Annotated in this window: 8 protein-coding genes and 1 pseudogene; 7 read left to right on the top strand and 2 right to left on the bottom strand. The window is 69.8% G+C overall.

The annotated features are described in order from the left end of the window. Positions 1 to 54 precede the first annotated feature (54 nt). From ACN20J_RS33435 to ACN20J_RS33415, 5 genes are all read left to right on the top strand, one after another. Entirely contained in the window at positions 55 to 1881 is a 1827-nt protein-coding gene (locus ACN20J_RS33435) for an ABC transporter ATP-binding protein (protein WP_419667440.1), read from the top strand. Next, a complete protein-coding gene (locus ACN20J_RS33430) occupies positions 1878 to 3650 on the top strand; it encodes an ABC transporter ATP-binding protein (protein ID WP_419667439.1) in 1773 nt (590 codons plus the stop codon). Before ACN20J_RS33435 ends, ACN20J_RS33430 begins: the two co-directional genes overlap by 4 nt. Before the next feature lie 358 nt (positions 3651 to 4008). Beyond that, the gene (locus ACN20J_RS33425) at positions 4009 to 6102 is read left to right on the top strand and encodes a M4 family metallopeptidase (RefSeq protein ID WP_419667438.1); all 2094 of its coding nucleotides are present in this window, start codon (positions 4009 to 4011) and stop codon (positions 6100 to 6102) included. Between the two features lie 366 nt (positions 6103 to 6468). Continuing rightward, positions 6469 to 8121, top strand: a complete 1653-nt coding sequence (locus tag ACN20J_RS33420; protein ID WP_362001504.1) for a M4 family metallopeptidase — start codon at positions 6469 to 6471, stop codon at positions 8119 to 8121. A gap of 72 nt (positions 8122 to 8193) precedes the next feature. Beyond that, positions 8194 to 8706 (top strand): DUF1990 family protein, encoded by a 513-nt coding sequence (locus tag ACN20J_RS33415; RefSeq protein WP_190232624.1) that lies wholly within the window; start codon positions 8194 to 8196, stop codon positions 8704 to 8706. A gap of 50 nt (positions 8707 to 8756) precedes the next feature. Here the strand turns inward: ACN20J_RS33415 and ACN20J_RS33410 are convergent, their stop codons facing one another. Continuing rightward, on the bottom strand, positions 8757 to 9437 hold the full coding sequence (locus ACN20J_RS33410) for a hypothetical protein (protein ID WP_190232625.1): 681 nt from the start codon (positions 9435 to 9437) through the stop codon (positions 8757 to 8759). A gap of 180 nt (positions 9438 to 9617) precedes the next feature. Further along, the gene (locus ACN20J_RS33405; protein ID WP_419667437.1) at positions 9618 to 12236 is read right to left on the bottom strand and encodes a glycosyltransferase family 1 protein; all 2619 of its coding nucleotides are present in this window, start codon (positions 12234 to 12236) and stop codon (positions 9618 to 9620) included. 483 nt (positions 12237 to 12719) lie between these two features. Here ACN20J_RS33405 and ACN20J_RS33400 point away from each other — a divergent pair. Together ACN20J_RS33400 and ACN20J_RS33395 are read left to right on the top strand one after the other, a co-directional pair. Beyond that, a pseudogene (locus tag ACN20J_RS33400) lies at positions 12720 to 13172 on the top strand (S8 family serine peptidase); the annotation flags it as partial. Continuing rightward, complete coding sequence (locus ACN20J_RS33395; protein WP_419667436.1) at positions 13097 to 14110, top strand: S8 family peptidase; 1014 nt, start codon at positions 13097 to 13099, stop codon at positions 14108 to 14110. The pseudogene ACN20J_RS33400 and the gene ACN20J_RS33395, both read left to right, overlap by 76 nt. Positions 14111 to 14241 lie beyond the last annotated feature (131 nt).

Raw genomic sequence — 14241 nt, 5'->3', positions numbered from 1 at the left:
CTCGGCACAGGCTTTGGCGCCCCGGAAGCGAACCGAGCGCAAAAAGAGGGTCGAATGGTTGACGCGTACGAGGATCCGGGGACACCCGACTGTCGCGGTGGCGCGCGCTATCTCTGGTGGCTGGTCGCCAGGCAGCCGGGCCGGGCCGCCGCGGGGGCGCTGCTGGGCACCGTCTGGATGGTGCTGATGGCGCTGACGCCGTATCTGCTGTCCCGCGCGATCGACGACGGCCTCGAACCGGGCGACCAGGCGGCGCTGGCCGGCTGGTCCGCCGCGCTGCTGGGCCTCGGGGTGTTCAACTCCTGGCTGAGCATCATGCGGCACCGCACGATGACCAGGCTCCGGATGGACGCCAACTTCCGGTCGGTCAAGCTCGTGGTGGGGCAGGCCACCCGGCTGGGTGCCACGCTGTCGCGGCGGACGGGAGCCGGGGAGGTCGTCACCATCGGTGTCGGTGACGTGCAGACGATCAGCCAGTCCCTGACGGTGGTCGGCCCGGGCGTCGGCGCGGCCGTCGCCTACGCCGTCGTGGCCGGACTGCTGCTGTCGATCTCGCTGCCGCTGGCCGCGGTGGTACTGCTCGGGGTGCCGGTGATAGTCGTACTCGTCGGCCCGCTGATGGGTCGGCTGCGGGGCGCGGAGACGGAGTACCGCGAGCGGCAGAGCGTGCTGACGGCGCGGATCGGCGACCTCGCGGGCGGGCTGCGGGTCCTCAACGGCCTTGGTGGCAAAGGGCTGTTCGCCGACGCCTTCCGCCGTGACTCGCAGCGGCTGCGGGTTCAGGGGTACCGGGTCGGGTCGGTGACGAGCTGGATCCAGGCACTCGGCGTCGGGCTGCCGACCGTGTTCCTGGCCGTCGTTACGTGGCTGGCGGCCCGGCTCGCCGCTCAAGGGTCCATCACCATCGGCGAGTTGGTGTCCGTGTACGGCTATGTCGCGGTCCTGGTGGCACCGGTGGCCTTCTTCGTCGAGTGCGGCTACCAGCTCAGCCGGGGTGTGGTGGCCGCCCGGCGCGTCGTACGGTTCCTGTCCCTGGAGCCGATGGAGACGGGCCGCGCCTCCGTGGACGCGCCGGCCGAACCCTCCGTGCTGCACGATCCCCGGTCCGGTGTCCGGGTGGCACCCGGCAGGCTGACCGCGCTGGTCGGCGCCCGTCCTGCGGAGTCCGCCGCCGTGGTCGACCGGCTCGGCCGGTACACCGCGTCGGCGGTGACCTGGGGCGGCGTACGTCTCGACGCGGTCGCCCTGCCGCAGGTCCGGGCGCGCATCCTGGTCGCGGACAACGAGGCCGACCTGTTCGCGGGCACCCTGCGCGATCTGGTCTCCGGCCGCGGGGACCCCGACGAGGAGACCATCACCCGGGCGGTGCACGCGGCCGTGGCCGACGACGTCGTGCTCGGGCTGCCGGACGGGCTCGACTCGGCCGTCGACGCGCAGGGCCGCAGTCTCTCCGGAGGCCAGCGGCAGCGCGTACGCCTGGTGCGGGCGCTGCTCGCCGACCCCGAGGTGCTGCTCGCGGTCGAGCCCACCTCGGCACTGGACGCGCACACCGAGGCCGCCGTCGCCGCCCGGCTGCGCGCCGCGCGCTCGGGCCGTACGACCGTCGTGACCAGCACCTCGCCGCTCGTCCTCGACCAGGTGGACACCGTGTACTACCTGGTCGACGGCAAGGTCGCGGCCGTCGGCGGCCATCAGGAACTCCTCGACGGGGAGCCGGGCTACCGCGCGCTGGTGGCCCGCGACGCGGACGACACGGATGACACGGACGGCGTGGGCGGCGTGGGCGGCGTGGACCATGCGGACGCCGACGAGTCGGACCTGGATGCGGCATCGGGCCCGGCCGCGGCATCGGATCTGGACGCAGAGGAGGCCGTGCGATGACCGCGCAGCTGCCGGTCGCCGAACCGGCCGACGTACGCAGGGCCGCGGGCCGGCTGATCCGCGCGGACGGCCGCGCCTTCGCCGTCGTACTCGCCCTGAACGCGCTGGCCGCCGCTGCCGGTCTGGTCGGTCCGTGGCTGCTCGGCCGCATCATCGACGAGGTCCGGGCCGGTGGCGGAGTGGCCGTCGTGGACCGCCTCGCGCTGGTCATCCTGGTGTGCGCGCTGGGGCAGTTGCTGCTGGCTCGCGGTGCCCGGTACGTGGGGTACCGGTTCGGGGAGCGGACGCTGGCGCGGGTGCGCGAGGAGTTCGTCGACCGGACGCTGACCCTGCCCGCCTCCGTCGTGGAGCGGGCGGGCACGGGCGATCTGACGGCCCGGGGCACCGCGGACGTCTCGGCGGTGGGTACGACTTTGCGCGACGCCGGTCCCGAGCTGCTGATCTCCTCGGTCCAGTGTCTGTTCCTCCTCGGCGCGGTCTTCGCGCTCGACCCGCTGCTCGGCGCCTGTGCGGTGCTGGCCCAGGCCGGTATCTGGCTGGCGCTGCGCTGGTATCTGCGCCGGGCGCGCACCGGCTATCTCGCCGAGGGGGCCGCCACGTCGGAGGTCGCCGAGATCCTCACGGCGACCGCGTCCGGCGGGCGCACGGTCGAGGCGTTCGGACTCCAGCGGCGGCGGATCGCCGCGAGCCGGGACGCGCTGGAGACGTCCCGGCGCACCCGGTTGTACACGCTGTACCTGCGGACCGTGTTCTTCGTGACCGTGGAGATCTCGTTCGTGCTCCCCGTGTCCGTCGTGCTGCTGGTCGGCGGAGCCCTGCACGAGCGGGGCACGGTGAGCCTGGGCGCCGTGATCGCGGCGGCCCTGTATCTGCGGCAGCTGGAAACGCCGCTCGACCAGGTCCTGATGCGGGTGGAGCAACTGCAGGCCAGCGGCGCCTCGTTCGCCCGGGTGGAGGGCCTCGGCCGGGCGCCGCGGGCCGTCCCGTCCGGCTCCCCGGCCCCGGCGGACGACCGGATCGACGTGACGGACGTGCGCTACTCGTACGACCGCGGGGGCGAGGTCCTGCGCGGGGTGGATCTGACCGTGCGGCCCGGCGAGCGGCTGGCCGTGGTCGGGCCCTCCGGCGCCGGGAAGACCACCCTGAGCCGGCTGCTGGCGGGCATCGACGCGCCGCGCTCCGGCTCGGTGACGGTGGGCGGGGTGCCGATCGTCGACCTCGACCCGGAGCAGCTGCGGCGGCAGATCGTGCTCGTCACCCAGGAGCACCACATCTTCCTCGGCACGGTCCGCGACAACCTGCTCATCGCCGAACCGTCGGCCGGTGACGCCGAGTTGTGGGCGGCGCTCGCGGCGGTCGGCGCCGACGACTGGGTCCGGGAGCTGCCGGACGGCCTCGGCACGGAGCTCGGCCCCGACAGTCCGCACCGGGCGGACGGCTCCCGGGCCCAGCAACTGGCCCTGGCCCGGGTCGTGTTGGCCGACCCCCACACACTGATCCTCGACGAGGCCACGGCACTGCTCGACCCGGCGACCGCCCGCCACACCGAGCGCGCGCTCGCCGCCGTCCTCGAAGGCCGCACCGTCATCGCCATCGCCCACCGCCTGCACACCGCCCACGACGCCGACCGGGTCGCCGTGATGGAGGACGGCCGCCTGACCGAACTGGGCACCCACGACAGCCTGGTGGCCGCCGACGGCGCGTACGCGGCCCTGTGGCACTCGTGGCACGGCGAGCGGCCGGGGCTTCCCGACCAACGGCCTTCGTGAGCCCGGTCTTTCGCGCGCCTGGTGCTGCGCGGGCCTGAGTCCGCGTGAGCCCTGGTCCGCCTGGGCGTCCACCCGACAACGAGTCCGTATACCGAACATGACCACCCGGACAACGAACCGTTTCCGGCCAACTTGTTGATGCGCACCTGACAGAGAGCGCAATCTCCTGCCACTCTTCCCACGACCGCTGCACAGCAACCTCACAAGAACCGCTGTGCCGTGGTGGACCCCCACGCACGCCCGCACGTGCCCCATGCAAGTGGTTCCGCGTTCCGCCTTGTTCTGCCCGGACGGATCCCAACCGTCCGGTCCCCCCTGGCCGCGCGATCCGCGATCCGCGGCCACGCAGAAGGAGTCCGTGTTGAGACGCACCTCCCACAGACGCACCTCCCACACCGCAGGCACCTCTGAGACCGTGGGCAACTCCCGTTCCGCGTTCGCCTCCCGTTCCACCCGGCGCAAGGCCGCCGCCGGCGCGCTCGTCGCCGTCGCCGCCCTGCTGGCCGCGGCCGTCCAGACGGGCGCCGCCACCGCCGACACCAAACCCGCCCCGGGCAAGCTCGACAAGGGCTCGCTGGCCGTCAAGCTCTCCCCCGCCCAGCGCGCGGCGCTGATCCGCGACGCCGACTCGGCGAAGGCGGACACGGCGAAGGAACTCGGCCTGGGCGCAAAGGAGAAGCTCGTCGTCCGCGACGTCGTCAAGGACGCCGACGGCACCGTTCACACGCGGTACGAGCGCACGTACGCCGGACTCCCGGTCCTCGGCGGCGACCTGGTCGTCGACACCGCCAAGTCGGGCAAGACCGAAGGCGTTACGCGTGCGGTGAAGGCCCAGCTCAAGGGCCTGACCACCAGCGCCGCGGTGAAGCCGGCGGTCGCCGAGAAGCAGGCCCTGAAGGCCGCCTCGGCGGAGGGCTCGAAGAATACCGAGGCGGACGGCGCGCGCAAGGTGATCTGGGCGGCCGACGGCACGCCGAGCCTCGCGTACGAGACGGTCGTGGGCGGTCTGCAGCACGACGGCACCCCGAACGAGCTGCACGTCATCACGGACGCGGCCACCGGCAAGAAGCTCTACGAGTACCAGGCCGTCGAGACCGGCACCGGCAACACCCAGTACAGCGGCTCGGTGACCCTCGGCAGCGCCCAGTCCGGGTCGACGTACAACCTCACGGACACGACGCGCGGCAACCACAAGACGAACAACCTCAACCGCGGTACGTCGGGCACCGGCACGCTCTTCTCCGGCGCCGACGACGTCTGGGGCAACGGGGCCGCGTCGAACCTGGAGACGGCGGGCGCGGACGCCCACTACGGGGCCGCGCTGACCTGGGACTACTACAAGAACGTGCAGGGCCGCAGCGGTATCCGCGGTGACGGGGTCGGCGCGTACTCCCGCGTCCACTACGGCAACAACTACGTCAACGCCTTCTGGCAGGACTCCTGCTTCTGCATGACGTACGGCGACGGCTCGGGCAACGCCAAGCCGCTCACGTCGATCGACGTGGCCGCGCACGAGATGACGCACGGCGTCACCTCCAACACGGCGGGCCTGGTGTACAGCGGTGAGTCGGGCGGCCTGAACGAGGCGACCTCCGACATCTTCGCGGCGGCCGTCGAGTTCTACGCCGGCAACACCTCCGACGTCGGCGACTACCTGGTCGGCGAGAAGATCGACATCAACGGCAACGGGACGCCGCTGCGTTACATGGACAAGCCGAGCAAGGACGGCGCGTCCAAGGACAGTTGGTACTCGGGCATCGGCTCGATCGACGTCCACTACTCCTCGGGCCCGGCGAACCACTTCTTCTACCTCCTCTCGGAGGGCAGTGGCGCCAAGACCGTCAACGGCGTCTCGTACGACTCGCCGACCTCCGACGGTCTGCCGGTGACCGGGATCGGCCGCGAGAAGGCCGCGCTGATCTGGTTCAAGGCGCTCACCACGAAGTTCACCTCGACGACCAACTACGCGGCGGCCCGCACCGGCACGCTCGCGGTCGCGGGTGAGCTGTACGGCACCACGAGCGCCGAGTACACGGCGGTGCAGAACGCGTGGGCCGGCATCAACGTCGGCGCCCGGCCCGGCGGCGGGGGCGGCGGCACGTCGTTCGAGAGCACGACGGTCGTATCGATTCCGGACAACGGAGCGGCGGTGACGTCGTCGATCGCGGTCACCGGCCAGGCCGGCAACGCTCCCACCAACCTGGTCGTCACCCCGAACATCACGCACACGTGGCGCGGTGACCTCGTGGTCGACCTGGTGGCACCGGACGGCACGAGCTACCGCCTCAAGCCCTTCAGCTCCTCGGACTCGGCGGACAACGTCACCGAGCCGTACACGGTGAACGCGTCCTCCGAAGTCGCCAACGGCACCTGGCAGTTGAAGGTCCAGGACCAGGCTGCGCAGGACACCGGCAGGATCAATGGCTGGAAGATCACCTTCCCGCAGGCGTAACCGATCCGGGTGAGCCGAGGCCATACGAACTCACCCAGGCTCACGCCCACAGGGCGCCGTCCCGGGGATCCAACTCCCCGGGGCGGCGGCTCTTTTGCCGTGCCATTGCCATGTCATTGCCCCGGCCTTGCGAGGGCCTCCCCATCTTTTGCCAGGCCTTTGCGGGCGATCAAGTCCGCAATCCGTACGCGGATCTTCGGGCAGCGGACGATTTCCGGCCAACCTTTATTCGCCCCGCTGACATGTACAGGACTCAACTGGCAACGTTCACCCCGCATCACCGCTTACGGCACACCCGCACCGCAACTTCACAACCGCCCGACCGGTCCCCCATGCCAGTCGGACACCCCCCACGAAGGAGCTTGCGTGACCCCCCTCTACGCGCGTCACAAGCGCACCACTCTGGCCATCGCCACCGCCGTCGCCGCCGGAGCCCTGCTCACCACCGGTCTGACCACCGGTGCCTCCGCCCAGTCCCCGGCCGAGCAGTCCGGCGGGTCGACCCTCGCCGCGGCGCCGGTCCAGCTGACCGCGGCAGCCCGTACGAGCCTCATCCAGAAGGCCGACGCCGCCACGGCGGACACGGCCGACGAGATAGGTCTCGGCGCCGAGGAGAAGCTCGTCGTCAGAGACGTCGTCAAGGACGCCGACGGCACGACGCACACCCGGTACGAGCGCACGTACGCCGGACTCCCGGTCCTCGGCGGCGACTTGGTCGTCCACGAGACCAAGGCCGGCAAGACCCAGGGCGTGACCAAGGCGACCAAGGCCGCCATCAAGGTCTCCGACGTCACCCCGGACATCGCCAAGTCCACCGCCGAGAAGCAGGCGTTGAAGGCGGCGAAGGCCGAGGGCAGCACCAAGTCCGCGGCCGACAAGGCGCCCCGCAAGGTCGTCTGGGCGGCCGACGGCAAGCCGACCCTCGCCTACGAGACGGTCGTCGGCGGCTTCCAGCACGACGGCACCCCGCAGCAGCTGCACGTCGTCACCGACGCGCAGACGGGCAAGAAGCTGTACGAGTGGGAGGCGATCCAGACCGGCACCGGCAACAGCCAGTACTCCGGCAAGGTCACCATCGGCACCTCGCTGTCGGGCTCGACGTACCAGCTGAACGACACCGGCCGCGGCGCCCACAAGACGTACAACCTCAACCGGGGTACGTCCGGCACCGGCACCCTCTTCACCGACGCGGACGACACCTGGGGCACGGGCGCGGCCTCCAACACCCAGACCGCGGCCGTGGACGCGCACTTCGGCGCCCAGGCCACCTGGGACTTCTACAAGAACGTGCTCGGCCGCAACGGCATCAAGAACAACGGCGTCGCCGCCTACTCCCGCGTCCACTACGGGAACGCGTACGTCAACGCCTTCTGGAGCGACAGCTGCTTCTGCATGACGTACGGCGACGGCTCGGGCAACACCAAGCCGCTGACCTCGCTCGACGTGGCGGGCCACGAGATGACCCACGGCGTCACCTCCAACACGGCGGGCCTGGTCTACAGCGGTGAGTCGGGCGGCCTGAACGAGGCGACCTCCGACATCTTCGGCTCGGCGGTGGAGTTCTACGCGGCCAACGCGTCCGACGTCGGCGACTACCTCATCGGCGAGAAGATCGACATCAACGGCAACGGCACCCCGCTGCGCTACATGGACAAGCCGAGCAAGGACGGCGCGTCCAAGGACAGCTGGTCCTCCAGCCTGGGCGGCATCGACGTCCACTACTCCTCGGGCCCGGCGAACCACTTCTTCTACCTCCTCTCGGAGGGCAGCGGCGCCAAGACGATCAACGGCGTCAGCTACAACTCCCCGACCTCCAACGGCTCGACGATCACCGGCATCGGCCGCGACAAGGCGGTCAAGATCTGGTACAAGGCGCTCACCGAGTACATGACGTCGACGACGAAGTACGCGGGCGCCCGTACGGCGACGCTCAGCGCGGCGTCGGCGCTGTACGGCGGCACGGCGAGCACGGAGTACAAGGCGGTGGCGGCGGCCTGGTCCGCGGTGAACGTGGCCTGACTGTCGAATAGTTGAGCATGGGCGGTACCCGGAACGAAGGCATTCCCGGGTACCGCCCTACTCTTGGTTCCCATGCCCTACACGTACGAGGACGTGGGTGCGACCCGCGACGGCCGGTGCCCACCCGGCTTCCATCCCCTGCACGTCCGCAGCCGCATCGGCGAGGGCCAGGAGGTCTTCAAATCCGCCTCCCAGGCGGTCCTGACCTGGGACCTCCACAGAGCCGTGGGCGTCAAGATCACCACGGACGCCCCGCAGGCGGCCCCCGGCGTCGACGTCACGGTCGGCCTCGGCCTGCTCCAGGCCCCCTGCCGCATCGTCTGGACGGTCGAAGAACCCCGCCGAGCCGGCTGGGCCTACGGCACCCTCCCCGGCCACCCCGAATCCGGCGAGGAAGCCTTCATCGTCGACCGCACGGGCGACGGCACGGTCTGGCTGACGATAACCGCCTTCAGCCGCCCGGCGAAGTGGTACGCGAAGGCGGGCGGGGCGGCGACCCGGGGATTGCAGCATGCTTACGCACGGCGGTGCGGGGTGGTGCTGCGGAAGATGTGCGAGGACCCGAAGGGCGACTTTCTGAGGTAGCGGGGGGGGCGACGGATTCCGCCGAGGCCGACGTCGGCAGGGTCGTTCGTCTAGTCCGCCGCGGCCCGGATTCTCTTCTCCTGCGCGATGGCGACGGATTCCGGCACGGGCCGCGGCTTGCCGTTCTTCGACGGCGGCAGGAGGTACGTGGCCAGGGTGGTGCCGGTGCGGACGACGGACATCACGTTGCCGCCCCCGCTCGGGTCGAGCACATTGGTGATCCGATAGCCGACCCTGTCGTCTCCCATCCGCTCCAGGGGAACGGAGGCGACGGTGAAGTCGTACGTCCAGCCGCGCTTCGACGTGGCGGTGAACCGGGTGCAGTCGGCGACGGCTCTCTTCAGCCCGGTCATCCACTGCGCGGCGGTGTCGCCGTCGTGGCTCGTCAGGGTCAGGGTCCCGGGCGGGGCCGACGCGGGGGCACCGTCCGCCTCGATCGTCGCCCAGACCATGGCCCGCCGGGGAAGCCGGGGACTCACGCTCATCATGTCCGCGAGGGGACGACAGGCCGCCTGACCTGTCGTCACAACATCCTTGGCCTCCAGCAGCCGAAGGCTCTGCCGCTCCGCACTGAAGCCGGGCAGGTCGGCACCCTCGGGCAGCACGTCGGTCAACTGGGCCTTGGTGAGCGGCCCTTGACCACCGGCGGAGGACTTCGACTCCCCGTCCCCCGACCCGCCGCACGCCGACAGCACAACTGTCGTGCCGATCACCAGCACAACAGCCTTCATGGCACGCCGCGCACCGCTCACCACTGGCCCAACCCCCACCGATCGCCGACCGGGTCCGCGGCACCCCTGCCCCTGCCACTCCGGACCCGAGCGACAACCCTAGACCAGCTCCGATCACCGAGGCGCGAGGGTCCCCCGCCCCCTCTTCCGCACCTCAACCGGCCCTGAGCGCAGGCGACTTCACCGCATCAAAACCCCCGCCCCCTCCCCCAACTCCTCCGAAGGAACCGCCACCAACCCCAACTCCGCACTCGACGCCAGCAGTCGATGCGTGGGCAGGATGCGGACCGTGTAGCCGAACGGGCCCGTGCGGTCCAGGGACAGGGGGCCTTCGTAGAGCCAGCGGCCGTCCAGGTCGGGGCCGCCCGCCGGTTTCAGGGGGGCGGTCGTGCCGTCCGTGATGCCGTCCTCCGAGTCGACGCGGCCCGAGACCGCCTGGACCTCGACGTCGTCCGGGGCCAGGTCGCCCAGGGCGACGCGGACGCGCAGGGAGAGCGTGGTGCCGAGTTCGGCTGTCGGAGTCCCCGCCGACGTCTCCACGTGGTCGACCGTGACGTGCGGCCACGCCCCCCGCACCCGGGACTTCCACACCGCCAACTCCCTTGCGGAGGAAGGGGACATGGCGCGGTGGGCGTGGGCCGCCGGGGTGTAGAGGCGTTCCACGTACTCGCGGACCATGCGGCCGGCCAGGACCTTCGGGCCCAGGTGGGTCAGGGTCTGGCGGACCATCTCGATCCAGCGGTCGGGCAGGCCCGCCTGGCCGCGCTCGTAGAAGCGCGGGGCCACCCGCTGCTCCAGGAGCTCGTAGAGCGCCGACGCCTCCAGCTCGTCCCGGCGGTCGTCGTCCACCGCCGTGCCGTCCGCCGTGGGGATCGCCCAGCCGAAGTCCGGCTGGAACCACTCGTCCCACCAGCCGTCCAGGACGGAGAGGTTGAGGCAGCCGTTGAGCGCTGCCTTCATGCCCGACGTGCCGCAGGCCTCCAGGGGACGGAGGGGGTTGTTGAGCCAGATGTCGCAGCCGGGGTAGAGCTTCTGCGCCATCGCCATGCCGTAGTCGGGGAGGAAGACGATCCGGTGGCGTACACGCGGGTCGTCGGCGAACCGGACCAGTTCCTGGACCAGCCTCTTCCCCCCGTCGTCCGCCGGGTGCGCCTTGCCCGCCACCACGATCTGGATCGGCCGTTCGGGGTGCAGGAGCAGGTCCATCAGGCGGTCCCGGTCCCTCAGCATCAGCGTCAGGCGCTTGTAGGAGGGGACGCGACGCGCGAAGCCGATCGTCAGGACGTCCGGGTCCAGCACGCCGTCGATCCAGCCCAGTTCGGCCGTGCCCGCGCCGCGCTGCCGCCAGGACGCGTGCAGCCGCTCCCGTACCTCCGTCACCAACTGCTCGCGCAGCACGCGGCGCAGGTCGTAGATGTCCTGGTCGGGAATCTCGGCGACTGCGTCCCAGCGGTCCGAGGCGCCGACCGTCATCGCATCCTCCGTGCGCTGCGCCCCGATCTGGCGGGCGCCGAGGCGGAAGACCTCGGGGGCCACCCAGGTCGGCGCGTGCACGCCGTTCGTGACGGAGGTGATCGGGACCTCGTCCGGGTCGAAGCCCGGCCAGAGCCCGGAGAACATCTCCCGGCTGACCTGTCCGTGCAGCAGCGACACCCCGTTGGCGCGTTGGCCCAGCCGCAGGCCCATCACCGCCATGTTGAAGAGGTTCGGTTCGCCGCCCGGATACGTCTCCATTCCCAATCGCAGAATGCGTTCGACGTCAATGCGCGGGAGTTCCGCGTCCGGGCCGAAGTGCCGGGCCACCAGTTCCCGGTCGAAGCGGTCGATTCCGGCGGGCACGGGGGTGTGGGTCGTGAAGACCGTGCCCGCCCGGACCGCTTCGAGTGCGGCGTCGAAATCCAGGTCCTCATAAGACAGTTCGTGAATTCGTTCCAGGCCAAGAAATCCCGCATGACCCTCGTTCGTATGGAACACCTCGGGCTGCGCGTGACCCGTCAGCCGGCAGTACGTACGAACGGCACGCACCCCGCCGATACCGAGCAGCATCTCCTGGAGCAGCCGGTGCTCACTGCCGCCGCCGTAGAGCCGGTCCGTCACGCCCCGCTCGCCGAGGTCGTTCTCCTCTATGTCCGAGTCGAGCATCAGCAGCGGCACCCGGCCGACCTGGGCCAGCCAGACCCGGGCGTGGAGGGACTTCCCGCCGGGGAGGGCCAGGGACACCTGCGAGGGGGTGCCGTCGGGCTCGCGCAGCAGGGAGACGGGCAGTTCGTTCGGGTCCAGGACCGGATAGTGCTCCTGCTGCCAGCCGTCCCGGGACAGCGACTGCCGGAAGTAGCCGTGCCGGTAGAGGAGTCCGACACCGATCAGGGGTACGCCGAGGTCGCTGGCCGCCTTGAGATGGTCCCCGGCGAGGATGCCGAGGCCGCCGGAGTACTGCGGCAGGGCGGCCGTGATGCCGAACTCGGGTGAGAAGTAGGCGATGGCGGCGGGGAGTTCGGAGGTCTGGGACTGGTACCAGCGTTCCCCGCCCACATAGTCCTTGAGGTCGTCGGCGGCCGCGGCGAGCCGCCGCAGGAAGCGCCGGTCCTCGGCCAGCTCGGCCAGCCGTTCGGTCGAGACGCTCCCGAGGAGGCGTACGGGATCGCATTCGGAGGCGGCCCAGTGTTCGGGGTCCACGGACTGGAAGAGGTCACGGGTCTCGGCGTGCCAGGACCAGCGCAGATTGCGCGCCAGATCACTGAGGGGGTGAAGGGCTTCGGGGAGTACGGGACGCACGGTGAATCTGCGGATGGCCTTCACGAGCTTCCACCTTCACGGAGGACTTACCAGGACGGCGTATCGGCGTTGCTATGGGCGGGCGGATCAGGGCGAACCGGCGGACGCACGTCGCTGTGCGCACTTTGTCACCCATGACGGTAGCGGCGAGGGCGCCTCCGCAACTACGGCGCGAAGTGCTCCGCGGGATGTGCGGTACTGCGACCGGGGGCCGATCGGCACTGATCACGCCCGCGCGGTGGAGCCTTCGGCGGCAGGGCCCCGCGCCCCCCGTGGAAGGGCCGGAAATCGCCGCAACCTTTACATGTCCGCCACGGGCGATATGGCCGATTCCGCCCCCTCGTACGACCTTGTGGCGCTTCACACCGCACGAGAGGCTGCCAAGTGGCGATCCGGCCACGGCCTCGCAGGACCCGTACGGGGAACTCGCGAGGCCCGCCAGAGCCCCATCGGGCCCGCGCGCACCACCGGCCGGAGCACGCCGAGTCGAGGAGGGGAACTCACACCATGGCAGTGACGCGCGAGCGGCGGCTGCACTGGGCGGGAGGCCTTACCGCGGTCATGACGGCCGCGGTGCTTTCGGCCATCACCCTGCCCGCACACGCCGCCCCCGAGGGGCAGATATCCGGCGCGGGCGGAACGGGTTCCGTCAGCGGCAGCTACATAGTGACGCTCAAGGGGGGAACGAAGGCTCCGTCGAAGGCGGGCAAGGCCGTCGCCACCAAGTACGGAGCGAAAATAAGCCACACCTACAGCACCGCGCTCAACGGCTATGCGGTGAAGGTCGACGAGAGGCAGGCCAGGCGCCTGGCCGCCGACTCCCGGGTGGCCTCGGTCTCGCGGGACGCCACCGTGGCCGTCGAGCACCGGCAGTCGGACCCGCCGTGGGGCCTCGACCGCATCGACCAGCAGGACCTGCCGCTGGACAGCAGCTACACCTGGCCGGAGTCCGCGGGCTGTTTTTTTTTTTTTTTTTTTTTTTTTTTTTTTTTTTTTTTTTTTTTTTTTTTTTTTTTAAAAAAAAAAAAAAAAAAAAAAAAAAAAAAAAAAAAAAAAAAAAAAAAAAAAAAAAAAAAAAAAAAAAAAAAAAAAAAAAAAAAAAAAAAAAAAAAAAAAAAAAAAAAAAAAAAAAAAAAAAAAAAAAAAAACAGGGCGTGACGGCGTACGTCATCGACACCGGCGTACGCATCACCCACAAGGACTTCGGCGGCCGGGCGAGCAACGGCTGGGACTTCGTCGACAACGACGCCGTCGCCCAGGACGGCCAGGGCCACGGCACGCACGTGGCGGGCACGATCGCGGGCACGACATACGGCGTCGCGAAACAGGCGAAGGTCGTCGCCGTCCGCGTCCTCGACGACAACGGCGCCGGCACGCTTTCGCAGGTCATCGCGGGCATCGACTGGGTGACCAAGAACGCCCGGAAGCCGGCCGTCGCCAATATGAGCCTGGGCGGGCTCGCGGACCCGCAACTGGACGCCGCGGTCCGCAACTCCATCGCCTCCGGCGTCACCTACGCGGTCGCGGCCGGCAACGACGGCCTCCCGGCGAGCCTCTACTCACCGGCCCGTGTCAAGGAGGCGATCACGGTCGGCGCGAGCGACAAGAAGGACGCGAGGGCGGACTTCTCCAACTGGGGCGCGCGGCTCGATCTGTTCGCCCCCGGCGTGGACGTCACCTCCGCCTCCAACGCGAGCGACACGGGCAGGGCGACCTTCTCCGGTACGTCGATGGCGTCACCGCACGCGGCAGGTGCGGCCGCGCTCCATCTGGCCGACCACGCCTGGGCGACACCCGCAGATGTCAGCAAGGCTCTTGTCGAGCAGGCAGCTTCCGGGAAGATGTCCAACGCGGGGCTCGGCTCACCGAACAAGCTCCTGCAAGTCGACAACCCCTAAGTATTTGCGTATTCACCGACCGGCCTCGTCCCGCGAATCCCCAACCGATCCTTTACGGATCCTTGGCGGATTCTCACCGGACGAGGCCGGTCTTGTGTGTAGACATACGCGCGAGTAGTTAACAAAGTGCC

This window comes from Streptomyces sp. 2-1 (assembly GCF_048564895.1).
Lineage (GTDB): Bacteria > Actinomycetota > Actinomycetes > Streptomycetales > Streptomycetaceae > Streptomyces > Streptomyces phaeochromogenes.
Note: the sequence above shows the minus strand (reverse complement) of the source record. Positions and strands in the feature narration are given on the sequence as shown.